The organism is Raoultibacter phocaeensis (assembly GCF_901411515.1).
Lineage (GTDB): Bacteria > Actinomycetota > Coriobacteriia > Coriobacteriales > Eggerthellaceae > Raoultibacter > Raoultibacter phocaeensis.
Window position 1 is genome coordinate 1,833,370 of the sequence record NZ_CABDUX010000002.1, and the last position, 25,801, is coordinate 1,859,170.

At 60.8% G+C, this 25,801-nt stretch carries 19 protein-coding genes and 1 tRNA gene; all 20 read right to left on the reverse strand.

The features are described from left to right. Positions 1-60 precede the first annotated feature (60 nt). On the reverse strand, positions 61-576 hold the full coding sequence (gene ispF, locus FJE54_RS15695) for a 2-C-methyl-D-erythritol 2,4-cyclodiphosphate synthase (RefSeq protein ID WP_305002873.1): 516 nt from the start codon (positions 574-576) through the stop codon (positions 61-63). Next, complete coding sequence (gene ispD / locus FJE54_RS15700; protein ID WP_139653717.1) at positions 573-1,415, reverse strand: 2-C-methyl-D-erythritol 4-phosphate cytidylyltransferase; 843 nt, start codon at positions 1,413-1,415, stop codon at positions 573-575. The genes ispF and ispD overlap by 4 nt, the downstream gene beginning before the upstream one ends. Before the next feature lie 93 nt (positions 1,416-1,508). Further along, positions 1,509-4,073 (reverse strand): ATP-dependent Clp protease ATP-binding subunit, encoded by a 2,565-nt coding sequence (locus FJE54_RS15705; RefSeq protein WP_139653718.1) that lies wholly within the window; start codon positions 4,071-4,073, stop codon positions 1,509-1,511. Positions 4,074-4,263: 190 nt separating this feature from the next. Continuing rightward, positions 4,264-5,784, reverse strand: coding sequence for a lysine--tRNA ligase (lysS, locus tag FJE54_RS15710; RefSeq protein WP_139653719.1), 1,521 nt, complete (start codon positions 5,782-5,784; stop codon positions 4,264-4,266). 116 nt (positions 5,785-5,900) lie between these two features. Continuing rightward, positions 5,901-6,371 (reverse strand): transcription elongation factor GreA, encoded by a 471-nt coding sequence (gene greA / locus FJE54_RS15715; protein WP_139653720.1) that lies wholly within the window; start codon positions 6,369-6,371, stop codon positions 5,901-5,903. A gap of 171 nt (positions 6,372-6,542) precedes the next feature. Next, positions 6,543-6,821, reverse strand: coding sequence for a twin-arginine translocase TatA/TatE family subunit (gene tatA / locus FJE54_RS15720; protein ID WP_139653721.1), 279 nt, complete (start codon positions 6,819-6,821; stop codon positions 6,543-6,545). 120 nt (positions 6,822-6,941) lie between these two features. Beyond that, positions 6,942-7,018: transfer RNA gene (locus FJE54_RS15725), tRNA-Pro, on the reverse strand. A 91-nt stretch (positions 7,019-7,109) separates the two neighbouring features. Further along, the gene (locus FJE54_RS15730; RefSeq protein ID WP_139653722.1) at positions 7,110-7,547 is read right to left on the reverse strand and encodes a PaaI family thioesterase; all 438 of its coding nucleotides are present in this window, start codon (positions 7,545-7,547) and stop codon (positions 7,110-7,112) included. Positions 7,548-7,570: 23 nt separating this feature from the next. Next, positions 7,571-8,665, reverse strand: coding sequence for a coiled-coil domain-containing protein (locus FJE54_RS15735; RefSeq protein WP_180326786.1), 1,095 nt, complete (start codon positions 8,663-8,665; stop codon positions 7,571-7,573). 228 nt (positions 8,666-8,893) lie between these two features. After that, positions 8,894-9,997, reverse strand: a complete 1,104-nt coding sequence (locus FJE54_RS15740) for a coiled-coil domain-containing protein (RefSeq protein WP_139653723.1) — start codon at positions 9,995-9,997, stop codon at positions 8,894-8,896. A gap of 159 nt (positions 9,998-10,156) precedes the next feature. After that, positions 10,157-13,216 (reverse strand): EAL domain-containing protein, encoded by a 3,060-nt coding sequence (locus FJE54_RS15745; protein ID WP_139653724.1) that lies wholly within the window; start codon positions 13,214-13,216, stop codon positions 10,157-10,159. Positions 13,217-13,297: 81 nt separating this feature from the next. Continuing rightward, positions 13,298-14,773 (reverse strand): extracellular solute-binding protein, encoded by a 1,476-nt coding sequence (locus FJE54_RS15750; protein ID WP_139653725.1) that lies wholly within the window; start codon positions 14,771-14,773, stop codon positions 13,298-13,300. 166 nt (positions 14,774-14,939) lie between these two features. Further along, positions 14,940-16,091: an ATP-grasp domain-containing protein gene (locus tag FJE54_RS15755; RefSeq protein WP_139653726.1), complete on the reverse strand. Its 1,152-nt coding sequence runs from the start codon at positions 16,089-16,091 to the stop codon at positions 14,940-14,942. Further along, a complete protein-coding gene (locus tag FJE54_RS15760) occupies positions 16,088-17,914 on the reverse strand; it encodes a lysylphosphatidylglycerol synthase transmembrane domain-containing protein (RefSeq protein WP_139653727.1) in 1,827 nt (608 codons plus the stop codon). The genes FJE54_RS15755 and FJE54_RS15760 overlap by 4 nt, the downstream gene beginning before the upstream one ends. 196 nt (positions 17,915-18,110) lie before the next feature. Next, the gene (locus FJE54_RS15765; RefSeq protein WP_139653728.1) at positions 18,111-18,926 is read right to left on the reverse strand and encodes a J domain-containing protein; all 816 of its coding nucleotides are present in this window, start codon (positions 18,924-18,926) and stop codon (positions 18,111-18,113) included. 190 nt (positions 18,927-19,116) lie between these two features. Further along, the gene (locus tag FJE54_RS15770) at positions 19,117-20,397 is read right to left on the reverse strand and encodes a hypothetical protein (RefSeq protein ID WP_180326787.1); all 1,281 of its coding nucleotides are present in this window, start codon (positions 20,395-20,397) and stop codon (positions 19,117-19,119) included. A 1,181-nt stretch (positions 20,398-21,578) separates the two neighbouring features. Beyond that, entirely contained in the window at positions 21,579-23,153 is a 1,575-nt protein-coding gene (purH, locus tag FJE54_RS15775) for a bifunctional phosphoribosylaminoimidazolecarboxamide formyltransferase/IMP cyclohydrolase (RefSeq protein WP_139653729.1), read from the reverse strand. Between the two features lies 1 nt (position 23,154). After that, positions 23,155-24,147, reverse strand: a complete 993-nt coding sequence (locus FJE54_RS15780; RefSeq protein WP_139653730.1) for an XdhC family protein — start codon at positions 24,145-24,147, stop codon at positions 23,155-23,157. Continuing rightward, a complete protein-coding gene (gene purN, locus FJE54_RS15785; protein ID WP_139653731.1) occupies positions 24,140-24,757 on the reverse strand; it encodes a phosphoribosylglycinamide formyltransferase in 618 nt (205 codons plus the stop codon). The genes FJE54_RS15780 and purN overlap by 8 nt, the downstream gene beginning before the upstream one ends. A 30-nt stretch (positions 24,758-24,787) precedes the next feature. After that, entirely contained in the window at positions 24,788-25,795 is a 1,008-nt protein-coding gene (locus FJE54_RS15790; RefSeq protein ID WP_139653732.1) for a PDDEXK nuclease domain-containing protein, read from the reverse strand. Positions 25,796-25,801 lie beyond the last annotated feature (6 nt).

Genomic DNA, 25,801 nt, shown 5'->3' on the forward strand with positions numbered 1-25,801 from the left:
TTGTAGCATTGCAAGGGCTGCGCACGGCTGGCCGTGCGCAGATTGACGCAATCGCCAACGCTACCTACATCGACAGACAAGACAGACGGCGCGGGCGGAGATACCCTCTTCCCGGCCCTCGAAGCCGAGCCGTTCGGTCGTAGTGGCCTTCACGCCCACCGACTCGGTCGAAACGCCCATCGCCACACTGAGGTTCTCGCGCATCGCATCGCGGTACGGAGAAAGCTTCGGCGCTTGGGCGGCGATTACGCAATCGACGTCGAGTATCTCGAAGCCCTTCTCGCGCACGAGCGCCGCAACGGCAGCGAGCAGCTTGAGGGAATCGGCATCTTTGAATGCGGGGTCGGTGTCGGGGAAGAGCTTGCCGATATCGCCCGCACGCACCGCGCCCAAAAGCGCATCGGATACGGCATGCGCAAGCACATCGGCATCCGAATGGCCGAGAAGACCCCGATCATGCGGTATAGACACGCCGCCCAAGATGAGCTTGCGGCCTTCGGCGAAGGCATGCACGTCGAATCCGAGGCCGACCTTCAAACCCGCTAGAGCCCCTGCTATGCTGCGCTCGTCGATCACCGTTCGGCATCCTTCATGGGAAGGGCACGGACGGCAGCAGCGAGCATGAGGTAGTCTTCAGGCACCGTCAGCTTGATGTTGTCGCGCTTGCCTTCGACGACGAGCACGCGCCCGCCGAGCCGCTCGATGAGCGACGAATCGTCGGTGCCCATGAACCCGTCGGAAAGGGCGGAAGCGTGCGCTCGGCGGTAGATACCCGCTCGGAACACCTGCGGCGTCTGCGCATTCCAGAACACACGGCGATCGGGGGTACCCACGATCACGCCGTTCTCGACCACCTTCAGGGTATCGACCGCAGGATGGGCCACCACGGCTCCGTCGCAGTCGATGTTGCCCTTGAGGACGTTGATGGTGTGGGTGATCATATCGGGCGAGATGAGCGGCCGGGCGCCATCGTGCAGCACCACGTACTCGAACTCGTCGGGGACGCACTCGAGTCCTGAGAACGCCGACTCCTGGCGGCTCGGACCCGAGGGAGCCACGACAACGGGAGTGACGAAGGGAAAGGCGTCGATCGCCCGCTTGAGGTACTCGTCGCATCGATCTTCGGGGCACACGATCACGATGAGGCCGATATCCCCCACAGCATCGAACGCTTCGGCCGACCAGGTGAGGATAGGCTTGCCTGCGATCTCTACGAGCTGCTTGCCGCCTTCTTTGCCGAAGCGCTCCCCCGTGCCCCCCGCCAAAATGATGGCTGCCGTCTTAGGGTTCTCGTCGACCTTGCCCTTGAGACCCCCCATGCTCTGCGTGAGCGCGTCGAGATCGAGGTCATCGAGCGCAAGCTCGGGCCTTTTGAGCACCTGCGGTGAAAACACCGGATCGATCGTTTTGCCCATATGGTCGTATATCCCCTCTCATCAGCGATGCGCGGGAGCCGTCGCACTGCGCAACGGCTCCCGAACTATCTCATCGCTCTGTCAAAACCAGCCTTAGTCGGCAGCGCCGCCCGACATCGACCCGCCGCTTCTGACACCCGCATTCGCCAAATCGAAGTTGGTCAGGAGCAATTCGGTGTCTTTAGCTATGCTATCACGTTTGCGCGGTGCAGGTATAGAGCCGCTTCCCGCCTCGAACGTGAGTTCTCCGTCGAGGTAATCGACGTCGATGACCGAACCGCTCGTCCACTTGCCCTCGAGAATCTGCTCGGAGATGGGGTCCTCGAGCAAGCGCTGAATGGCACGGCGCAAGGGACGCGCGCCGAACGCAGCATCGGTTCCCTCTTTGGCGATGTACTTGCTTGCCGCATCCGAGAGGTTGATCGTCATGTTCTGCGAAATCAGACGTTCGCGCAGCTCGGCTACCATGAGGTTCACGATCTGGGCGATCTCGTCTTCGGTGAGCGACTTGAACACGATGATCTCGTCGATGCGGTTCAAGAACTCGGGGCGGAAGAGCTTCTTCATCTCGCTCATGACCCTGCTCTTGATCTCCTTGTCGGACAAGCCCGCGCTCGCATCGCTCTGGAAGCCGAGGGGCGTGGACTGCGCGATCTCGCGCGCACCGACGTTAGAGGTCATGATGATGATCGTGTTGCGGAAGTCGACCGTACGGCCCTGCGCATCGGTCAAACGGCCTTCTTCGAGAATTTGAAGCAGGATGTTGAACACGTCCGGATGCGCCTTCTCGATCTCATCGAACAGCACCACCGAGTACGGACGCTGACGAACCGCTTTGGTGAGCTGGCCGCCCTCGTCGAATCCGACGTAGCCCGGAGGCGAACCCACGAGCCTCGACACCGAGTGCTTCTCCATGTACTCGCTCATGTCGAACGACAGAAGCGCATCTTCGGAATTGAACAAAAACTCGGCAAGCGCCTTGGAAAGCTCGGTCTTGCCCACGCCCGAAGGGCCTAAAAAGATAAACGAGCCGGCGGGACGCTTCGGATCCTTCAGGCCCGAACGGCTGCGGCGGATAGCCTTGGAGAGCGCGGTCACAGCCTCTTCTTGGCCGACCAGACGCTCGTGGAGCACGCTTTCCATGCGCAGGAGCTTCTCGGTCTCGGCCTCGGTGAGGTTGGATACCGGCACGCCCGTGGTCATCGAGATGACGTCGGCGATTTCCTCGACCGTCACCTGGTTGATCGACTTCTGGGCATCCTCTTCCCACTTCTTCTCGGCCTCGACGCGCTTCTCGCGCAGCTGCGATTCCTCGTCGCGCAGACTTGCAGCGCGCTCGAAGTCCTGCGATGCGATGGCCTCGTCTTTCTCGGCGCGCAGCCGGCGAAGCTCGTCATCGAGCTCGCGCAGTTCTTTCGGGAGCGTCATGTTGCGGATGCGCATGCGCGCGCCCGCCTCGTCGAGCACGTCGATCGCCTTGTCGGGAAGGAAGCGGTCCTGAATGTAGCGGTCAGACAGCTGCACGGCGGCCTGCAGCGCATCGTCGGTGAAGTGCACCTGATGGTGCGCCTCGTACCGGTCGCGCAGACCCTCCATGATGCGCAGTGCCTGCTCCTCGTTGGGCTCGCCCACCGTGATGGGCTGGAAGCGGCGTTCAAGGGCCGAATCCTTCTCGAGGTGCTTGCGGTACTCGTCGATCGTGGTTGCGCCGATGACCTGAATTTCACCGCGCGACAGCGGCGGCTTCAGGATTGCAGCGGCATCGATCGAGCCCTCGGCCGAACCTGCGCCGATGAGCGTGTGGATCTCGTCGATGAACAGGATCACGTCGCCTTCGTCCTGTACCTCTTTGATGCACTTCTTCAGACGCTCTTCGAATTCGCCACGGTACTTGCTGCCGGCGACGAGGGCCGAGATGTCGAGCGTAACCAAGCGCTTGTCTCGCAGAATGTCGGGAACCTGGTTCGAAACGATAAGCTGCGCCAAGCCCTCGGCAACGGCGGTCTTGCCTACACCGGGCTCGCCGATGAGGAGCGGATTGTTCTTCTGGCGGCGCGACAGCACCTGCATGACGCGTTCGATCTCGCCCGCACGGCCGATGACCGGGTCGAGCTTGCCTTCGCGCGCCTTCTTGGTGAGATCGGTGCCGAACTCCTTGAGCATACTGTCCGACGACGAGGATTGCGCCTCGAACGCGCCGCGACCTGCGTACACGGGGCTCTGACCCACGAGGTCGTTCAAGGCGGAGCGCACGTTGTCGCCCGTAACGCCCAAGCGGCCGAGCACCTCAAGCGCGGTGCCGTCGCCCTCGCGGACGATGCCAAGCAGTAAATGTTCAGTGGAAATGTAGCTCTGTCCCATCTGCATGGCCTCGCGCAGCGAGTTCTCGAGGACGCGCTTGACGCGGGGCGTAAAGCTCAAGTGCCCCGAAACATCGGTGTCCTCGTCGATTGCGACGACCTGGCGGATGGCCTGGACGACGGCGTTGTACTCGACGCCCAAACGATCGAGCGCCTGAGCGGCAAGGCCGTCCTCTTCCTGTATCAGCCCGAGCAGCAAGTGCTCGGTGCCCACATAGGGCTGGTGCAAGGCACGGGCCTCATCCTGAGCCAGGACGAGGACCTTGCGGGCCTTGTCGGTGAATTTCTCAAAGCTCATACATGCCTCTATTCTCGCAAATTTGCTTTCCGCATAATATTAGCACTCAAGTCAAGTGAGTGCTAAAACGACAACGGGCTGTAACGCTTTATCACACGATCATCAAAAACCCGTCTGCCGTACGCCGATCGGGTGCATCTCAGCACCCGTTGCGCAGGACCTGTCTGCAACGGGCCGAAAAGCCGTGGCCTCAGCGCTCCTTAGCCTCGTCGCGCATGTGGGGGAACAAGAGCACGTCGCGGATCGAGGCGGAATCGGTGAGGAGCATGACCAAGCGGTCGATGCCGATGCCGCAGCCGCCCGCCGGAGGCATGCCGTATTCCAGCGCACGCACGTAGTCGTCATCGTATCCCATAGCCTCGTCGTCGCCGAGGTTTTTCGCCTCCACCTGCGCGCGGAAACGCTCTGCCTGATCGACGGGATCGTTGAGCTCGCTGAACGCGTTGGCGTATTCATGACCGCAGATGAACAGCTCGAAGCGCTCGGTGAGGTTCGGGTCGTCCGCTTTCTTCTTGGCGAGCGGCGACACTTCCAAGGGGTGCTCGGTCACGAACGTCGGTTGGATGAGCTTCTCCTCGGCCACCGCCTCGAATATCTCGGCGATGAGCTTGCCTTTGCCCCACGCTGCTTCCGCATGTCCGCCGTTGCGCTCGAGGATTTCCACGAGCTCCTCGCGCGTGCGCGCAAAGCTGACATCTTCGCCGGCCCCGTCGCTCGCGAGCTCTATCATGGTAGCGCGGCGCCACGTTCCCCCGAGGTCGATGTCCTGCCCCTGGTACGTGATGCGCTGCGTGCCGCACGCGGCAAGCGCTGCCGCCTGGATGACGCCTTGCGTGAGCTCCATCATGCCCCCGAGATCGGAATATGCCTGGTAGAACTCGATGGTAGTGAACTCGGGGTTGTGGTGCAGATCCATGCCCTCGTTGCGAAACAAACGGCCGATCTCGAACACGCGCTCGAAACCGCCCACAAGCAGGCGCTTGAGATGGAGTTCAGTTGCGATGCGCAGGTAGAAATCCTTGTCGAGCGCGTTGTGGTGCGTCACGAACGGGCGCGCGTTGGCACCGCCTAAGATGGGCTGCAAGATAGGCGTTTCCACCTCGTAGTAGCCGTGCTCCTCCATATAGCGGCGGATGGCGGAGACCACTTTGGAACGCTTCACGAACGTGGAGCGTACCTCGGGATTCACCACGAGGTCGACGTAGCGCTGCCGGTAGCGAGTCTCTTTGTCGGCGAGCCCGTGGAACTTCTCCGGCAGCGGGCGCAGCGACTTGGACAACAGCTCGAAAGACGTGACAGCAACCGAAAGCTGGCCGCGCCTCGTGCGGATCATCGTGCCCTGAACGCCGATCCAGTCGCCCACATCGAGGTCTTTGATTTCGGCGAACGCCTCGTCGCCAAGCGCGTTGATGCGGCAGAAGAGCTGGATGTCGGCCGTCGCATCGCGCAGCTCGAGAAAGACGATCTTGCCCTGGTCGCGCTTGGCCATCACACGGCCCGCGATCTGCACCTCGTCCTCAGTCGATTCGCCGTCAGGCAGATCGGCGTACTTCGCATCGAGCTCGTCAACGTGATGGCTGTACGCAAATGCGTGGCCGTACGGGTTCTTGCCCTCGGCTATGAGCGCCTCGCGCTTTGCGCGGCGCACCTCGATCGGATCGTCTTCGATCTCTTCTGAGGCAACGGCATCGGTGTTGGTCGTGTCGGTCATGTGCTTCCTTCTCGTCGGTCCGGTAACGCAAACGGACCCGTGGTTCACAGGGTCCGTTTCTGCGAGCCCGCTTGTCGGACCCGCGATATGGCCACCCGTGAAGCCGGGTCCGTGCTCTAGTGCTCTATCTTCGTGATGTTCATCACGATCTTTTTACCCGTCGGTCCCTGCGTTTCGACGACATCGCCCTTCTTGTGGCCCAGAAGCGCCGAGCCGACAGGCGATTCGTTGGATATCTTGCCGGCTGCCGCATCGCTTTCCGCGCCGCCGACGATGGTGAACACGCGCTCGCGTCCATCCATGTCGACCGTCACGCTCGAGCCGATGTTGACCTTGCTGGAACGCTTGGGTACGGTAACCACAGTGGCTTCGGACAGAATACGGCTGATTTCGGCAATGCGCGCCTCCATCATACCCTGCTCGTTTTTCGCATCGTCGTATTCGGAGTTTTCAGAAATATCGCCGAATTCGCGGGCGACTTTGATGCGCTCGCCGATCTCGGCGCGCTTTTCGGTTTCAAGATAGTGAAGCTCGGCTTCGAGCTTCTCTTTTCCCTCTTGCGTGAGGATGAAGTCTTTGTCTGCCATGCAACTCACCTGTCTGTGACAAAAAACATGCACGCAGCTCGTGCGTGCGCTTGTACGGTTCTCCTTTGCTTTCGAGCCGATGTTCACCGTGTGCGCGAAAGCGGGAGCCTGCATATGAAAACGCGGCATGTGCATTGGTTGCACATGCCGCGAACCATGCTCACAATACGACTATTCGGCCTTCTTCTTCGTAGTCGCTTTTCTGGTCGTCGTCGTGGTCTTCTTCACCGTCTTCTTAGGCTCTTCTTCCTCGACCTCTTCGACTTCTTCTTCAGCTTCTTCCTCGGGCTCTTCGATTTCCTTGTCGCCGCCGCCGATGCCTTCGCGAAGGTTCTTGACGGTTTTGCCGAGGGCACTGCCCAGCTTGGGAAGGTTTTTAGGCCCGAAAATAAGCAGAATCACCACGAGGATGATCAACAGCTCGGGAACGCCCATGCCGAGAATCTTCATACAGTCCTCCACTCGTTGATGCGGGCTCTTCGACCCGCACAATCTAACCACGTCAGAGTACCACAATGCGTATAGATAAGGGATGCATCTTAACAAAAGAATACATCCCAGGTCTGTACATGGTCGGGTTGACAGGATTTGAACCTGCGGCCTCTGCGTCCCGAACGCAGCGCTCTACCAAACTGAGCCACAACCCGATGCTTATTGCGGCGGACGTTATATTAGCACAACCATCGAAAAAGAAAAGGGCACAGACTGAACTTGTTCCGACAAGCAGGTATTTTCGCCTTATGAATTGCCCGCACGCTTCGCCGCTTTACGTGCGCGCTCCTTCTCGGCAAGGCGCTCAAGCGATACGATCTTGGTCATGATGACGCCGTCGGAAACGACATCGCCTTCGTCGTCGTAGGCGACGACGCTCCAGAACTGCTTAGAGCCCTCGGTACGGTCGAGCTCGGCAACGCCGGTGAGCATGCCGCTTTTCCCGCTTTTGCGATGCCGCACCGAAACGTCGATGCCGAAGGGTCGCTCGCGCGAAAGGTCAACGCTCGCTTCGGCCCCCACGCTCGCCACCGATTCCAAAAGCGCAATGGTGGCTCCGCCGTGCACGAAACCGAAGGGTTGGAGAATATCGGGGGTAATAGGCATCACCGCCACAACCCGCGTTGCGGACTCTTCTGTGTACTCGATGCCGAGCGTCGAGCTGAACCCTGGTTTCTTCGTCATGGATGCACGTATCGGCCGCTTCGCTAGTAGCGGACGTACACCATACCAGACTGCACGCCGCCGATGCACACGCCTTGGCCGGGCGATGCCGCATGGATCATCTGGCCGCCCCCGATGTAGATGCCGCAGTGCCCTTCGTTGACCGCGATGTCACCCGGCTGGGGGTTGTTGGTTCGCGACCACCCGAGGAAGGTATAGGTCGAGCCGAGCCGCGAGTAGCTTCCGGTGAGGCAGTAGCTCACGAAGCCGGAGCAGTCGAACTGGCCGGGGGCGCATGCCCCTGAGACGTATTCCGCGTTACCCACGTAGCTGTAGGCACGATCGACAATAGCGTTGCCGGTGACTGCGTTGTACGGGGGCTCGACGCCGCCCGAACCACCCGCGTTCGAAGAACCGCTGCCACCGCCCGTATTCTGGTTCGACGTTTGCGCGTTCTGCTCGATGGCCGCTTGGGCCGCCGCAGCGCGCGCGACCTCCTGGGCCGCCTGTTCCTGCGCGAGCAGCTCAGCCGCTTCAGCGCTCAGAGAGTCGTAAGTCTCCTGCATAGCTGCCGCCGAAGCCGCAGCCTCTTCTTTCTTGACGCGGGCCTCTTCGGCCTTCTCGCTCGCAATAGTTTCCTGGCGGGCGTATTCGGCTTTCTCGGCCTCCACCTGAGCGCTCAGGTCTTTCGCTTCCTGCACCAGATCGGCATCGCTTTGGTTCATCTTCTCAAGCAGATCCCAGCTGGTTGCGAATTCCTCGAAGCTGGCTGCCCCAAAGAGCAGATCGAGAAACGTCAGGCTGCCGTTGCGGTACATGCTGTTCGCACGGTCGCCAAGCCTTACCTGCAAATCATCGATGCGAGCGTTCAGGTCGTCGATGCGGCCCTGGGCTTCCTCCATATTCGCTTGAGCGGCTTCGACCTCGCTTTGCGCCTGAACGTAATCGTTGGATGCCTGATTGAGGTTATCCTGAAGCGAATTGAGCGACGCGAGCGCTGTCTGCGCTTCGGCCTGCTTATCGGCCGCCGTCGGTTCCGCTAACGCGGCCCCCGGCATCGCGAGCGTTACGGCGACTACCGCGGCCAGCACCATCCGAGTCGAGCTTTTGACGCGACCCTGCTTCTTGCAATCCCTCATACGACCTCCCGATCGAGCACCTTCGTTCGGAGACACACTGTTGGTAGTGTACCAAATCGGCACCGATTCTAAACCATCGCTTACCGAAAGCCCATAGCACCATCACGTTCGGGACAAGCCTACGCCGCATGCAACACGATTTCGCAGGCTGCATCCAGAAGAAAACCCGCTTTCGCGGGTTTTCGGGTTTCGAAGCATGATACGGTTCGCAACGCAAACGGAAGAAACTTAGTAGCGGACGAACACCATACCGCTCTGCACGGGACCGACGACAACGCCTTGTCCGGTTCCCGCCGCATGGATCATCTGGTTATTGCCGATGTAGATGCCGGTATGACCCGAGTTCACCGCCACATCGCCCGGCTGGGGATCGGAAACGCGCTGCCATCCGAGGAAGGTGTAGGTGGTTCCCAAGCGCGTGTAGCTGCCGGTCAAGCAATAGCTCACGAAGCCGGAGCAGTCGAATTGGCCGGGAGAGCACGCGCCCCACACGTACTGGGCATTGCCGACGTAGCTGTACGCACGATCGACGACGGCGTTTCCGGTGACCGCGTTGTAGGGCGGTTCGGTGTACGTCGGCCCGCTGCTATTCGGCGTGCCGCCTCCCCCGCCGCCGTTGTTGTTCTGGGCCGCCGCTTCTCGCGCAGCCTGCTCGACGACCGCCTGCGCTGCCGCAGCTTCCGCCGCTTCCTGAGCGGCGCGCTCCTGCTCGAGCAGCTCTGCCGCTTCGGCGCTCAAGGTGTCGTAGGTCTCCTGCATGGCGGAAACGGTGGCTTCGGCCTCTTCCTTGATGCGCTTGGATTCCTCGGTCTTCTCGGCCGCCACGGCTTCCTGGCGCGCGTATTCTTCCTTCTCCGCCTCTATCTCGGCACGCAGATCCTTGCTCTGCTGTACCATATCGGCGTCGTTCTGGTTCATCTTGTTGAGAAGATCCCAGTTCGTCGTAAAGTCCTCGAACGTGGTCGAGCCGAGCAGCAAATCGAGGAAGGTTAGATTGCCTGAGCGGTACATGCTGTTCGCACGGTCGCCGAGCTTGTCCTGCACCTCGGCGATCTGGGCATTCGTCTCTTCGATGCGGGCTTGGGCCTCTTCCATGTTCGCCTGGGCCTCTTCGAGCTCCGCAAGCGCGGTGAAGTAATCGTCCGATGCCTTGTTGAGGCTGTCCTGCATCGAATTGAGCGATGCGAGCGCCGCCTGCGCTTCGGCCTGCTTGTCTGCTGCAGTGGGTTCGGCAAAGGCTGCGGCAGGCATGCACAGCGATAGAGCCACCACCGCCGCAAGAACCGAAAGAACTGCGCCCCTGACGCGGTTTGGTGCTGTTTGCTCTCTCATGCAACCTCCTGATTGAGCGTCATCTCGTCGACGCGCTAGCCGGTTTGAACGTCGTTTTCCGTCGACACACTAGGCGGTAGCTTAGCAAAGGGGTACAGGTTCATGCCGAATATGAACCCAATGCCTACAGGAAGTTCACAGAGGATTCACGATCCTTGCTCACAACCCGCTCATGCGTCTGATGGTTTCGCGCAGGGCCTCATCCCCGCCTCCGGGATACGGCGCGGGCTTTCCGACCAGGTAGCCTTGGATGTAGTCGACACCGAACCCGATAACCGTTGCGAGCTCGGCCTCGGTTTCTACACCTTCAGCGATCACCTGCACGCCGCGGTCGTGGGCGTAGGACAAAAGCGATTTGAGGATATCCTGCCGATCGACGTCGGTGTCGATGCCGCGGACGATCGCCATATCGATCTTCACGTACGCTGCCTCGAGCTCGAGAAGCGTCGTATCGCCGTTGTAGCCCGACCCGAAATCGTCGATCGCCAAACACGCGTTCCAGCGCCGCGCAAGCGACTCTTTGTACCCGAATAGCTCGCGCCCGAAATCGCTCTCGGTTATCTCGATGACGAGCCGGTCGAGCAGTGCGCCGAACCGGCGCTCGAGATCGCGCTCGTCCTCGGTGGAAAGGCTTTGCGTACCGATGCTGTTCACAAAGAGCTTCGCCCCGCTGCCCGGGTCGCGCTCTTCGAACAGCGCGAGCGAGCGGGAGAACGTGATCTGCTCTATGCGGTACAGCTTCGATTGCATGCGCGCGAGATCGATCACCATCGAAGGAGATTCCAGCGAATGCATCTGCGGGCGCATGAGCGCCTCGTAGGCGAATACCTCACCGGTACGGGCATCTACGATCGGCTGGAAGTGATAGTCCACGAGCATTTCGTCGAGGAGCTTATTCAGGTCTTCGCGTTTTTCGAGCATCGAGGACTGGACGTCGTAGCGGTTCTTATCGAAAAAGCACAGTTCGCCTTTGCGGTAGTGTTTCGCCGTGTACATGGCGAAGTCGGCGTAATCGCGCAGCTCGTCGTACTCCAGAGCATCACGCGGATAGAGCGCGACGCCGATGGAGCCGCGCACCTTGAGCATACGCCCGTCAGGGGCCTCGATCATCGTTTGCCCGAGGCGGTTCTTCAGTTCGTCGAAGCGCTCAGCAGCCTCCTGCTCGTCGGCACAGCTGCGGATGAATACGAGGAATTCGTCGCCCGATACGCGCGAGCAGAGATCGTCTTCGCGCATGACCGAAAGCAGCGCGGCGCCGGCTGCTTGAATGTACTGATCGCCCCAATCGTGGCCGAAGGAATCGTTCATGAACTTCAAGTTGTCGAGATCGAGCATGCCCATCGCGGCGAAGCGCAGCTCGCCCGTCGCGAAGATGCGCATCATCTCCTGCTCGAACGCACGCCGATTCAAAAGGCCGGTGAGGATATCGTGATCGCGTTCGTGTTCGATCCGTCGCCTGGTGCGGATTTCGTACGTGACGTCTTCGACGATGCCGACGGAGCTTCCCTCGTCGGCGTCCTCGGTCACATCGAACCGAAGATAGCGGTCGCGATGGGGCAACGCTATGATGTGCGCTGCTCCCGAATCGGGCTCGGAGAAAGGCAGATACGCTTTCATGAGCTTGTCGAACCCTTGCGCGCCGAGCGTCCCGTCGCGCATCTGCTGCCGATCGACGCCGTCGGGCACGTACGGGAAATCGAGCGCGCCGAGTGTTTCGAAGAACCGGTCGGTGTAGGTGATCGCTCCCGTTTTCCAGCTGTATTCGAATGCGCCGACCGCATGGTCCGAAAGCGCCATGATGCGCGAAAGGCGCTGCCCCGCGGCAGCTAAGCCCGTTGCAAGAGTTCCGATCGAATCGGCCAGCTCATCGATTTCGTGCACGCCAGTCTTCTGGAAGTCGAACGAGGCTTCGGACTTCGCACCCGGTCGTTCGCCGACGCCGCGCACTTCGTTCATCAGGCGGCGCAGGCGCGAGGATGAGAACCACGCCGTGGCAACGGCGAGCAAGATGCCCGCCCCGAACGACGTCCCCAAAATCGCAAAGAGGTTCGATTCGAGCACCTCCGAAGCGCGGAACAAGGTGTTCTCGGGCACGAGCCCAAGCAGGTACCATTGCTGCGAGGCGAACGGCGACGTCGAATCGTAGAGCTTGAGGGCGCTTGCATCCGCTATACCTTCGACCTGCCCAATCGATTCGTCGCTTTCGACCACGAGATAGCCGCGTCCGTCGAGCGAAACCGACAGCCTATCGCCTTCGACGTAAAGGTTCTGGGTCGCACCGGTTGAAGCGACAACGTCGAGCGCCGCGCTCGTTTCAACCGCGTCCGAAGATCCGGAAAGCACGCCCTCTTCGCCGCTATCGGCAACAGCGAGCAGATATGATCCTTGCCCAGACGCATCGAGGTCGCGATACGGGAAATACGAGGCGACCCTGTTGACGTTGATCTCGATGCCGAAAACGCCGTACACGTTGCCCTCGTCATCCTTGACAGGAATGCTGTACGTGATCGATCGGTTGCCGGTATCGCCGATATCGTCAGGAAGCCCCCAGTACCCCAGATCTTCGGCTGCCGCATCGGGATAGTCGAGCGCCGCTTCGAAGGGCTTGCGGTAAAACGCATTCGCAGACTCGTCGCCCGAAAGCGTGAACGCCGCTTCCCACGAACTCGCCAATGCGATGTCCGTTCGCTTCGCTAGGCCGATGGGGCACGCAGCCAGCAACAGGTCCGAGCCGTTGTCTAGACTGACATCGGGGTTGGAATCGAGCAGGTACAGCGCGCTATGAGGGGCTTGCCCGCCCCGGGTGCCATCCTCACCCGACCCATCGGTCAAAACGAAGTAGACGCCGTCCGCTTCAGAGCGCTGCACGAAGGCGATCATATCGTCGAATGCACGGTCTATGATCTCGAGCGCCAAAGGCGAAGCCGTTTGGATGTCGGCGGCCGTCGCACCATATTCGTCGAGCACCGCCTTGGTGGTATCGGCGAGTTTCTGCACCGTCTCGCCGGTTTCCGACCACCGGAGCACCATGTCGTTTTCCAAATACCCCGCGCGGCTATTCACGCGTTCCGAGAACAGGCTGTACGTATCCTCTTCGAGTATGGTCAAGCTGTCGCTGCGGATGATGACGAAATAACAGACGAGTGCCTGAACGGCTAGGGCGATGACAATCGGGGCGACGATGATCGCCCGAAACGAGAGGCCTCGCCCCGATCGCATCCGGGGCGCCTCGTTTCGTTCACGCGTCTGTTTGCCCTTGCTTCCCATGCGCTTTCACTCAGCCGGCACCGAGGGCGCCTATCAGCCCAGCGTCGCGGTAAGCTCGCGGGTAAACGATTCAAGCCACGCTTCGAACCGCTCATCGGTGTTGAGACTCGCTACAGCCTCTTCACGGCTCTCGCCTGAGGCAATGGCCGCGAGTACCTGCTCGCGATCGGCGATGGCCGCATCCGACATCGACGTTTCGAGCACCGCGCGTGCATCGACGCCACCTGCAAACGGCGCGTTGGCGTAAACGCCGTCCGACACGGTCTCGAGCGTTGCCTCGAGGTTGATCAGATAGTTTTCATGCGTATCTTCCATGCCTTCTGCAACGGCGGCGATGTTTTCGTACGTGCATGCCTCCTGGGTTACCGGGATGTAGCCCGCTTCGATGGAGAAACTCGTGTTCTGCTCCTTTTCAGTGAGCCACTTGAGGAATTCCACGCAGGCGAGCTCGGTGCGCTCGTCGCTCTTGGCGACCGCAAACCCCGCACCCTGCTGCGGGGCGCACGCCACACCCTCGGAAAAGCGCGGTGCCGCAAGGGCTCCGAATTCGATGGGATAGCTCGTCTGATCGTCGACCGTCACTTCGGCTGGAAAGTACACAACCGAAGAAGACGAACCGAGATAGCAGATCAGATCGCCCGTTTTAATGGCATCCGAGCGATAGCGCCCTTCCGCCGAAAAGTACCCGTTGATAAGCGGCACGTAGTAGTTGTCCCACAGCGCCCGCATCGCATCTGTGTCGATGTCGGGCGTGCATACGCCGTCTTTGACGGCGAACAGCTCGTGCCCGAGCTGTTTTGAGCCGGTAATGAGGTAGTTCGCCATCGAGTCGCGTCCGAAAAACGGCTTGCCGTCATCGGCAACATCGGGCGTCTGCGCATCGGTCCACTCGTAATAGCGCTGCGATAGCGCCGTGATACCCTCGATCGTTTCGAACTCATCGAGCGTGGAGCCGGTTTGCTCGGCGAAGGGCGCCCAGTCGGTCATGTTGATCTGGACGGTCTCGGTCGCCTTGCTGATGGGCAGAAGTTTCAAGCCCCCGTCGCCCGCGAAATCCCCTTCGGCAAGGAAGCTATCGATGAACGCACCCTTCTCTTCGGCCGTGAAGTACGGATCGAGATCGGCGACCTTGCCCATCCGATCGATCACGTACGCCGTATCGGCGTACGTGAGGAATATCGAGGGCATCGAGCCGGCGCCGACGAGTTCTTCTGCAGAAGCGGTCACCGCGGCTGCAAGGTCGTTCACGCCGCCCTGGCTCGCATGGGTAACCGAAACGCCGACCTCCTTGCCTTTCGTGGCGTTGAAATCGGCGACGAGACTCTCGAACGCCTGCTGCTGATGTCCGTTGTAATACGTCCACACTTCCACCTGGACGGGATTGGACGGATCGAGCGCTTGCTCCTCAGGCGTTTCCTGGGGAGAAGCGCATCCCGAAACGAACAGCGTCGCGGCCAGAATCACCGCGACGACCGACTGCTTACCGATACGCTTGCCCGCACCCCTCATGTAAGAACCCCCTTGTATGAACAAAAGCAGCTGCCGTCAACGAAGAATCGATACCGTTGAGATACTATATAACCTCCATTGTAAACTATTTGCAGGCCATAAGGCGCTACAACGGCGAAACCGTCGGTTGAGGCCATGAGCACCGCGCGGTGCGGCAAGCGGAGCGCTATTCTCTGATGAATTCCCGCAAGTCAGAATTCATGAGAAACACGCGTTCGGTATCGTCGTCCTCGTCGGTCTCGAGGAACAAGAAGCCGAAGTTGCCGAATGCATGGTAGTCGAACTGTCGCAGGCAGAGCACATGGGAGAAGCGCGCACGAAACGCCTCGTAGTCGAACCGCTCGTCACCTTCCATGCCCGACGGCGCGCCCAGCACCGACATCGTGTAGAGCTTGCCTTCCCTTCCAACACCGATGCGCTCCCAATCGGGCAACTCATCCTGAAGGAAGCACTCGTAGGTTCGAAACCCGTAGGCGAACCAGCTCACATCGGTGCCGCCGAGCCCCGCAAAGCGCAGGGGGTTGAACTCGATCGGGCGGATGACGTCGCCCGAAACGCGCACTTCGACGTGCACGGGAAAATTCTTCGCGCCCACAAGTTCGTTCACGAGGTCGAGCCATGCGGCGAAACGCGGTGCGGTTTCGGAAACGATCGATACGCCCGTACAGTACATGCGATCGCTCGTATCCGACGGCGAAGCGAAGTCGTGGCGCAGCACGTCGAGCACGTGCGCCTTGCCTTCGGCATCCCAGTAAGCGTCGATGGCGTACTCGGTTCCCTCGATGTAGCCCTCCAGCACGAACTCGCTCGCCCCGATGACGCTTTCGGGGTACATGTCCCGCCAGCTTGCGGCATTGCGCTCGATATCGGCGAGTGCCGCCTTCCAATCGGCTTCATCGGCAATTGCATACACCCCGACGCTGCAAAACCCGACCGAAGGCTTGAGCACGAAAGGCGGTTTAAGTTCGGAGAAGTCGAGTGCAGGAAGTTCGTCAGCAGCGCACGTCATAAAGAAGAAATCGGGGTCAAGCGGTGCGAGCACGCGCCTCATGAGCGCTTTGTCCTTGAACATCTCGAGGGGACGGGTGATCGATTCGCATTTCACGTGCTGCGCGAGCCACGCAAGCGCGTTTTCCGAACTGGTATAGAGCCGCTCGCCCGCCTCGATGCGGCTGACGGCCTCGTCTTCGGGGCAAAGCGCGATCGCGTGGTCGGCAGCGACGCGGCGGGCCATGGCGTTGTCGAGAACCGGATGCTGCGAATCCTCGAGCCATGCGATCAGCGTCTCGGATACGAACGGTTCTTCAAGCATTATCATCGGAAATCCTCCTTATCGTCGCCCTCGCCTTGATGCGGGCGTTTCATTTTGTTTATCGATCTGCGCCTCAAGCGCTCGGTGCGCGCGTCACGTTCAGCCTGGCCGCGAACCGGCTCGCGCTGCTTCGCCATCCTATCACGAGGCAAGGCGTCGATCCCGTCTGCGGAGCCCTTGTTCTTGTTTTGTTGCACACGCTCCCGCTCGATACGCTTTGCCGCACGTCGGCGGGATACCGCCCCTTGGGGAAACAGCGAATCGAATCCGCCGGATGAAGCCGTCGCCAAGCTTCCCTCGTCGTGGGCCTGCTGTATGATGCGCGCGCCCGATTCCGCCTTCTCCTGCCACGACGGCTCACCCGCACCGTTCTCGGCCCCGCTGCGACCCTGATCAACCTGCGCGCCGTCGGAGCCGGTGCGCACCGGCGTGATTTTCGCTCGGCCCGCGCGCCGGGGCAGCGCAAGGGGTTTGTCGAACGCCGCCCGCTTCCAGAACAGCCACACGACGAGCACGACAACGGCAAGCGCCACCTTAGCGGTGTCGACGAACAAAAACTCTCCACCCGCTATGAGGATGAGCACGGTGACGGCGAGTGCCCACGCCGTACGAAACCGCATGACAAGGCCCACCGCAAGCACCAAGAGCACGATGCCGCACGCGATGAGCCACGGACCTTTGAGAAACGCGCCCATATCGATCCACGAGGTGAGCGCGCTGTACGGCTCGAACGTCGTCGGAATAAGCGAGAGGCCGATATTCACCAATCCCACGAGCCCGACAAGGGTGCCCGAAATCCACCCGATATCCTTCGCGCGCTGCTGCTCGGTCGCGTTCTTCTTATCGGCGAAGAAGCCCGATTGGGAAAGCAGCAGGGCCCCGATGCAGAACGGGATCCAAAACATGATGCCGCGGTACACGAGCGCAATCGCCGTCGCGGTTGCAAGCGAGCAGCCGTGCGCGGTGAGAATCGCCGCGATGGCAGCCTCCACCACGCCCACCCCTTGAGGCGTCGGGCTCAAGATTACCGAGATGGCAGCTACCGCGAACGCGGCAACGAGCGCCGATACGTGTTCGAAGCCGAACGCGTATCCGATGGCGACCAAACACGCCATGTTGAGCACCGCCGAAAACGATGCGTAGCCCACCGTAACGAGCGTACCCACGGGGTTGTGCGCGAGGATGCCCGCCGAATCGATGAACGAGCTTGCCGTGCGCCTGCCCCACCCCGGCTTCATGCGCTTCTTGACGAGGCCGAGGACGCGGTTTATAAGCTTTTCCACGATGAGGAACACTCTGAACAGCACGCGCGGCTTGCGGTAGCCCACGACAAACATGCTCGACAGGATGAGAAGCACGCCTGCGAGCAAGAGGCCGCCGACGAGGAACAGCGTATTCATCGTACCCGAGACGAGCATGGTGATGAACCCGATCACCGAGATGACGAGGACGGCAGCGAAGTAGCCGATCTGCGAAAGGATCGCCCCGCTTGTGGCGGTGCCCGCATCGGCCCCTTTGCGGTGCGCGTCGTCGATGATGAACGCCACGCCCGTCGCGCCCGAGAACAAGCAGAACGTATTGATGAACACGAGCGAGAAGATGAGCACGATGTTGTGCCAAAGCCCCGTCTTGAAGCCGACGGCGGCGAACGCGGCATCGTAGGAGAGCGCCTGTACGATGTGGCGCCCGAGCATAAGGACGATGGAAACGGCGATGGGAACGAGTGCGCCGGTTTGGAGCGTCTTGAGGAATTCGGCGAGGTAGTCGGCGTTCGCTATGAGCACGCAACAGGTCACGATGCCCAGCACGAGCAGTAACGCCTTCTTCACGCGACTTCCTTCCTGTTTCTGCGAAAGCCCTAGTATAGCAAGCATCGGGTCGGCTGCGACCGACAACGGCGCAACGAACAGAAAGGACGCTCGAGCGAGAGCCGACGCGAAGGCGGGCTGGAAGCGGCGACATCACTGCGCGCGCGGCTCGCAAACGCCGGTTTTTGCCTCGCGCGCAACCCGTCTGCCAAGGCGCTTACCTTCTCGGACCAGCCGCTTTCCGCGTTTGCCGGTACAGGGTAACGGCGTTGCGCACGTTCACGATGTCGAACAGCACCGCGAGGGCGAAAAAGATCGCGAGTCCGAAGGTGACGGCGCCCGCACGCGGAGCGATGAGCATAAGAAACGGAGCGCCTATAAGCGCGATCGGGAAGAAGAACGCGATGAGGCAGCTGCCGAGGCGCTTCCACAACCCGTAGATGACCGACGCCGCCACGTAGAGGAACAAACCCGAAGCAGGCGATGCGAGCACGCTTAAGACTGCAAGGCACACGAGCTTGACGCCGATGACGCCCAGTTCGGTCCGTAGATCCTTCTTCGCATCCTCGTATCGCTCGGCGGGCGTTTTCTGCGGCTGCGCCGTCCCGAACGGATCGAAGGGGTTCCCTGCCTGCGACGCGCCGTCCCATGAGGTCCACACCCAGGTGGTTTGGCCCTGACCGCCGCCGAACGGCCAATCCCCGAACGGATCGCCGTAAGGGTTGTTCGACGAACCGGGCGTTCCGCCGCCCTGCCCGCGCGCAGGCGAGCCGCCATAAGGATTCGCGTAGGGGTTGTAAGGGTTCGCATAGGGGCCGCGTCCGTATTCAGGCTCCCATTTTCTCGATATGAGCACGTCGCGAGCCTCGTTGATGCGCTTGGTCTGCTCTTCGGCCCACGCATGCTTTTCGGGATCTTGAGCGTACTTGTCCGGGTGATGCTCGATCACCTTGACGCGGTGGGCCTTCTTGATCTCATCGTCGGTGGCCCCATCGTGGAGTCCGAGGATTGAAAGCGCTTCAGATTTCTTCATACCCTCACTATACGCAACCGCATCATACAAGCGACTTGCGAACGGCTTTCCCGTTGCCGTTACGTAAGAAATCTACACGTGCCCGCCATAGGTTATGCGCCAGATGGGGTATCTGCCGCCGAACGGGCGGCCCGGGCGTTCGGCCTGATTCACGGCTCATCGGGCGTGGAAGCGGACGCTTCGTCAAAGCTTATGCACCCGCCGAGGCATCCGCGTCGTCTGGGCCCTTCCCTTTTTCCGTCGGCGGAGCGGGATCTTTGAGCACGCCCGTTATGCGCTCTTCGAGGGTGAGCTTGCGCGGCGCGAACGGGTGGGGCAAGGGGATGTCGTGTCCGATGGAGCGCAGCGCGATATCCCACAGCGTCTGGCTGCCCCCGTAGTAGAGATAGCGCTTCTTGAGCAGCGGAAGCTTGCTTTCATCGACCGAACCGTCGGCGGCGAAGGCGTCGATGATCGCGTTGGATACTTCCTTCGCCTTGCCCTTGCGCAGTGCGACGACCGCGTTCGCCACGAACACGCCTACGGTGTAGGGCAGTACGAACGCCTTGATGAGCGCTATGAGGTCTTCGGTCTTGTATCCGGAAAGCGAATCGACTTGGCTGTCGAGCACACTCGCATCGATTGCCGAGGCGAGCTGGCCTGTTGCGCTTTCGGCGGCAAACCTTTGCACGTCGGTGAGCCATACGCCTGCAAACACGATGACGGCAGCGCCGAACGCCGCCGCCACAAGGCTGATGCCCTTAAGCCAGCGAGATACGCTGCGCATCCAGTAAAACGGTATCGAGAACGTGTACAGAAGCAGCAAAAGCGCCGCAAGCACTATCGACGCGGCGATGATCACCGAATCCTGCTTGAGGAAGTAGTCGGTCGCCATGCCGAGGATGCGCTGCACGTCGTAGAGCCAATCGAATCCCGCCTTCAGCATCCCCTCGGCCGATATGCCGATTGCCCCGAGCGCCTGCATCGCCCACGAAAGCAGCATGCTCGCCACCACGACGACGATGAAGAAAGCAGGCAGCGTGACCGTGATGCTCGTGAGCCCCCGAAGCACCGTCTTATCGAAGCGCAGTGCGAGGAAGTAAAACAAAAGAAACCCGCCTACGAGCACTGCCGTGAACACAAGGTACGTTGTGATCGCCTCGGGAATCGCGATCTGCGTGAAGGTCCCGAAGAGCGCTTTGAGGAAAAGCGAGAGCGCAAGCGATACCGTAACGGCTCCGCATCCGAGCGCCCAGGCCCGCTGCAGGCGATCGTCGTGCGTTTCGAGGCAGGGCTTTCCCTCCTCGTCGACGAGCGCAACGAGATCGAGCGATACGATGGTGCGAACCGCATAGGCAACCTTGACACCGAGTGCGGCGGCAATGGGAGCGAACAGAACGAGTCCGATCCAAGGAGGAAGAACCAGGCAGAGGCCACCGAATAAAAGCATCGAAAGCGCGATGCGGTACAGGCTCGTAAACGGTCTTTTCATCCAAGCCATCAGGCGGGACCCGAGCTTGCGAAACACCTTCACTCTGTCATGCGCAGGTTTGTTCATCCTTTGAGTGTATGGCCCGATTCGCCGTCGGGCAAGCAACGACTGCGCAACAAGCGCTCGCAGGGCATCCACGAGGCCGAACCGGCGAGCGCGAAGGGGACGAGGGCGTGCGGTCGGGGGCCACACGCACCGGGACTGCGTGCCGGGGATCGTGCCGGGATCGTACTTAAGGTCGTGCCGGGATCGTACTTAAGGTCGTGCCGGGATCGTGCCATATGGCACGATTTCTGTTCTGAAAATCGCCCGGAAAGAACGGCTTGAAAACCGAACTGTCGATAACCCCACGTCAGAAGCTTGTGTCCCTGCGGTACCTTTTCAACCTGGTTCCAACATCGTGTCATATGGCACGATGTTGGAACCAGAGCATGCCCCGCTGTCAGACCGGGGTTGGCATAGTACCCTTTCTGGGACATTGAAAGCGGGCGCCTGCCCACGATGCGGCCGCCGGCGCGCTCGGAGGACGCCGGCGACGGGCCCCGAGGCAGGCCAGCGCGGGCCGCGCCGCAGGTACGGGTGCACGCGCACGTTCGAGACGACGGCGTTTGCTGGTGCGCCTTTTTTGCACGGTTTCCTCCTCTTGTGTTGCGCCTAGGGAGCGCGGGCGTGAAGTTGTTCCCGCAAACTCGGGCGAATCCCCCGACCACAGCTCTGTAGCCGATCGCTCGTCGGCGGCAGGAGCCACTGGCTGGCCTCCGGGGCGACCCGGGAGCCTGATTCCGCAACACATCGAAGGAAAACGTGCATCCGGCGGATTTTCCGATGTCGAACCAGAACCGGCACGGCATCGCATGGCACAACCCGGCGATTCGGCACTTGAGAGTGCTCCGAACTGGCGGGTGTCGATCCGGTTTGGCGGCGGAGGCGCCTTAGAGGATATGGAGGCGTATCGCCAAGGAACACAAAAACGGCCGGATCGCGATGATCCGGCCGCTTCGCAGGTTGGCTGAGACACGGCAGCGAGCTGTCGGTCCGCTCCGCCGCCCGGGCCCCCGTCGCGCCGTGCGCCGCGACCGCGGAGTGGTCGACGGACTTGCGATAGGGCGTTGCGCCGCGGGCAGTCCTGCGACCCTACGTCATGGCATGGGCCGCGCTGCGGTCCCGCGAGAAGCCCGGGCTTAGTGCCTGAAGTGGCGGTGCCCCGTGAACACAAGCGCGATGCCGTGCTCGTCGGCCGCGGCGATGACCTCCTCGTCGCGGATCGAGCCGCCTGGCTCGATGACAGCGGTGATACCCGCTTCCGCAAGCGCATCGAGACCGTCGCGAAACGGGAAATACGCATCGGACGCGGCGACGGCGCCCTTGGTCTTCTCACCCGCCTGCTCGACGGCGATGCGCGCGGAGTTCACGCGGTTCGGCTGGCCGCCGCCTACGCCCACCGTCGCATGGCCCTTCGAGATGAGGATCGCGTTGCTCTTGACCGATTTGCAGACCTTCCACGCAAAGAGGAGCTCTTCCATCTCGGCCTCGGTGGGCTGACGCTTGGTCGGCACCGTGAAATCGGCGGGATCCTCGGCGACCGCATCGGAGTCCTGGCACAGCAGGCCTCCCTCGACCGAGCGGAATTCCACCTCGCCGCCCGCGGGGTTCACGCCGCCCGTGGAAAGCAGACGCGCGTTGGGCTTCGACTGGTACATGTCGAGCGCATCGCCCGCGAACTCGGGGGCGATGATGGCCTCGACGAACTGCTTGTTCTCGAAGATCGCCACCACGACGTCGGAGGTGACCGGGCGGTTGAACGCCATCACTCCGCCGTAGGCGGATACCGGATCGCACTCGTGGGCCTTCTTGTAAGCAGCCACGATATCCTCGTCGACGCACACGCCGCAGGGAGTAAGGTGCTTGACGACGACGCAGGCGGGCTCATCGAATTCGCGCACGGCCGCCCATGCGGCATCGAGGTCGAGGTAATTGTTGTAGGAAAGCTCTTTGCCCTGATGTTGGCGGGCGTTCGCAAGGCTGTGCGCGGCGTTGCTGTACGCATCGCGGCGGTAGAAAGCCGCCTCCTGGTGCGGATTCTCGCCGTAACGCAGCCCCTGCACCTTCGAAAGCGCAAGGTCGATGCGCGAGGGGAACTTCGCATCCGTCTCTCCCGCGATCTGGCCGGCCAGCCACGTAGCGATGGAGCCGTCGTAGGCGTTCGTCGTCTCGAACACCGAAAGCGCAAGCTTCAAACGGGTATCGCGCTTTGTGGCGCCGCCGTTTTCGCGCATCTCGTCGAGAATCTCGTCGTACATATCGGGGCGGGTGACCACGGCGACCGATTCGAAGTTCTTCGCAGCAGATCGGAGCATCGAGGGTCCTCCGATGTCGATGTTCTCGATGCAGGTGGCGAAATCAGCACCCGAATCGACGGTTTTCGTGAACGCATACAGATTCACGACCACCATGTCGATCATTTCGATGCCATGCTCGGCTGCCTCGGCCATGTGATCGGGATTGTCGCGCCGGGCGAGGAGGCCCCCGTGGACCTTCGGATGCAGCGTCTTCACGCGCCCGTCCATCATCTCGGGAAACTCGGTCACGTCGTCGATGGGCGTGACGGGTACCCCCGCATCGGCGAGCACGCGGGCCGTACCTCCCGTCGAGATGATCTCGCAGCCGAATTCGGTCGCAAGTGCCGAAGCGAACTCCACCACCCCGCTCTTGTCGGTGACCGAGATGAGTACTCGCGCTACCTTTGGATCCTCCACCTTAACTCCTTCCCAAACTGGCCTCGTGCTTCGCACGCGCCTCTTCACTGTAACGTTCACGGTACCTGACGTCGACGAGCTCGGCGACGATGGCGATGGCCAACTCCGCCGGCGTCTTCGCACCGAATTTCAACCCGATAGGACGCTTTACGAACTCCCATTGCTCGTCGGTCATGCCGGCTTCGCGCACAAGCTCGTACACGCGGCTGTTCTTGCCCGCGCACCCCATGAGCCCCACGTAGCGCACGTTGTGCTCAAGCGCCCAGACGCAGCCCTCGGGATCGAACATGTGCCCGCGCGTGAGCACGCACACGTAGTCTGCGGAATCGGCCTCAAGTTCGCCCAGAGCATCGAAGTTTCCGCCGGGAAGCACGATGCGCTGTGCGTTCGGAAAACGGCTTTCGTTCACGTAGGCGGGATCATAGTCCACCACGCACACTTCGAAGCCGACGTGCGCGGCGAGCGCGGCAACCTCGCTCGACGCGTCACTCGCGCCGAGCAGCCATACGCGCACCGAATCAAACAGGGGCACGCTCGTCCACGTGAGGCCCTCGAACTGCTCGTTATGCATCGAGGGACCGCGCGTGGCATCCTTCATCTGGAAGAGATCGCGCGGCGAATACGGGCGCGAGGCGACGCATTCCTTCGCATCGCTGCAGAAGAACACGAGCGGCTCGCCATCGGCCGAGCCGACATCGCCGTACTTCTTCGTCACCTCGTTGTCGGTGTTCGCAACCGCCTCGGCGCTGTCGTAAACGACTTTGAAGCCGAGCCAGGCAAGCTCGCCCTCGTCCATCGCCCGCGCTGCACGTTCGAACGTGGCGATATCGGACTTGTTCAGGCTTGCCGCGATGATATCGAGGTAGTCGGGCGAGATGTGCTCGTTTCCCTCGGTTGCCTCCGCGGAAAAGCAGGGGAAGTCCTCGGGCGTGAGTACGGGAACCTCGTCTTCGGCAAGGTTCTGGATGATCCGGGTCAGCGTTTCTCTAAGCACTGATGCGCACCTTTCTCTCGTCGGTTATCGAAATGCGTCCGTCAGCGAGCCAGCGCAGCACTTCGGGATACAGGTCGTGCTCTGCTTCGTGGATGCGAGCCTCAAGCGACTCAAGCGTGTCGTCTTCTCGGACCTCGACGGCGCGCTGCGCGATGATCGGACCTTTATCGTACTCGGCGTTGGCGAAGTGCACCGTGACGCCTGTGACCTTGACGCCCGCGTTGAACGCCTCTTCGATGGCATGGGCCCCTTTGAACGAAGGCAAAAGCGCCGGATGGAGGTTCAGGACGCGATCGGGAAACGCGAGCAGCACCTCATCGGTGAGCTTGCGCATGTAGCCGGCCATCACGACGTATTCGGCGCCCGCGCGCTTAAGCTCGGCCGCGATGATCTCGTTTGCTATGGCAGGATCGGCATAGACATCCTTGTTGAGCGAGCACGTGGGAATGCCGTGCTCTTTTGCGCGCACAAGCCCGTACGCATCGGGCCTGGACGAGATGACGAGCACAACCTCAGCATCGAGGCTTCCGCTTTCGATCGCATCGACGATCGCAGCAAGGTTCGTGCCGCTGCCGCTCAAGAGCACGCCGATCTTCAGCTTATCGGTCACTGTTGTTCCCTTCTTCGTACAGTTTTCATATTACACCGATGCGATGCGCTTCAGCAGGTCTTCAGGCGAAGGCAACACGCTTGCAACATCTTTCGGCAGCGTTCCCGTCAGCCTGTATTCGCTGACGCCGATCGGTTTGTCCATATCCCGTAAAGAATACTCGGCTATTGCATTGTCTTTTTCTCCGCAGAGCAAAAGCCCTATGCTCGGGCTGTCCCCCTCGTTGCGCAGCAGGTCGTCGACTGCCGAGAGATAGAAATTGAGCTTCCCGGCATATTCCGGTTTGAACGACCCAGCCTTGAGCTCGATTACGACATAGCTTTTAAGCTTAACGTTGTAGAAAAGAAGGTCGATATAGAAATCCTGCCCCGCAACCGAAAGATGGTACTGGTTGCCCATAAAGGCGAATCCCGTTCCGAGCTCAAGAAGCAGTGCCTGTATGTTTTTCACCATCTGATCCTCGATCATCCGCTCAGCCATGGTTTCGCGCTGAGTAATGAAATCGAAGATATAGGGGTCTTTCATAGCCTTCTCGGCCAAATCGCTTTCTGGACTCGGTAGACGCTTTCCGAAATTGGTGACTTTTTCCGCAAGTACTTGCCGGCCGTAAAGATCGCCCTCGATCTGGTGGGTCAGTACCGCTCTACTCCAGCCGTTTCGAATCGTTGCCTCGATGTACCAGTTTCGCTGTGCGCCCGATATGGTCTTATCGAGAATACACGTGATATGGCCCCAGGGAATTTGTGCAACAGCCTGTTGCACAAATTCGAAATCGATTTCACGAGCGAATTTCGCCATATACTTGAGGTTCCTCACCGAGAACCCTTTCGTACCGGGAAAACTCATCCTCACGTCTTTCGACAGCGTTTCGATGAACTTGCTGCCCCACTGTGCATGATCGTTAATAGACCGCCCGATACGCCAATACATGCTCACGAGTTCGGCATTTGCCTTCAGCACCGCACGATGTCGCGATTCGGCGATCTCGCTCTTAACCGATGCGAGAAGCTCCATGTACTCGTCGCTGTTAGCGAGCATTGCCGC

Bases quoted from the DNA above. Each gene is read 5' to 3' on its own strand.
- FJE54_RS15755 (WP_139653726.1), bottom strand. From the start codon at position 16,091: ATGATAATGCTTGAAGAACCGTTCGTATCCGAGACGCTGATCGCATGG.
- FJE54_RS15740 (WP_139653723.1), bottom strand. From the start codon at position 9,997: ATGAGAGAGCAAACAGCACCAAACCGCGTCAGGGGCGCAGTTCTTTCG.
- FJE54_RS15790 (WP_139653732.1), bottom strand. From the start codon at position 25,795: ATGCTCGCTAACAGCGACGAGTACATGGAGCTTCTCGCATCGGTTAAG.
- lysS (WP_139653719.1), bottom strand. From the start codon at position 5,784: ATGACCGACACGACCAACACCGATGCCGTTGCCTCAGAAGAGATCGAA.
- FJE54_RS15750 (WP_139653725.1), bottom strand. From the start codon at position 14,773: ATGAGGGGTGCGGGCAAGCGTATCGGTAAGCAGTCGGTCGTCGCGGTG.
- FJE54_RS15730 (WP_139653722.1), bottom strand. From the start codon at position 7,547: ATGACGAAGAAACCAGGGTTCAGCTCGACGCTCGGCATCGAGTACACA.
- FJE54_RS15745 (WP_139653724.1), bottom strand. From the start codon at position 13,216: ATGCGATCGGGGCGAGGCCTCTCGTTTCGGGCGATCATCGTCGCCCCG.
- ispD (WP_139653717.1), bottom strand. From the start codon at position 1,415: ATGGGCAAAACGATCGATCCGGTGTTTTCACCGCAGGTGCTCAAAAGG.
- FJE54_RS15770 (WP_180326787.1), bottom strand. From the start codon at position 20,397: ATGAAAAGACCGTTTACGAGCCTGTACCGCATCGCGCTTTCGATGCTT.
- greA (WP_139653720.1), bottom strand. From the start codon at position 6,371: ATGGCAGACAAAGACTTCATCCTCACGCAAGAGGGAAAAGAGAAGCTC.
- FJE54_RS15705 (WP_139653718.1), bottom strand. From the start codon at position 4,073: ATGAGCTTTGAGAAATTCACCGACAAGGCCCGCAAGGTCCTCGTCCTG.
- FJE54_RS15735 (WP_180326786.1), bottom strand. From the start codon at position 8,665: ATGAGGGATTGCAAGAAGCAGGGTCGCGTCAAAAGCTCGACTCGGATG.
- FJE54_RS15765 (WP_139653728.1), bottom strand. From the start codon at position 18,926: ATGAAGAAATCTGAAGCGCTTTCAATCCTCGGACTCCACGATGGGGCC.
- tatA (WP_139653721.1), bottom strand. From the start codon at position 6,821: ATGAAGATTCTCGGCATGGGCGTTCCCGAGCTGTTGATCATCCTCGTG.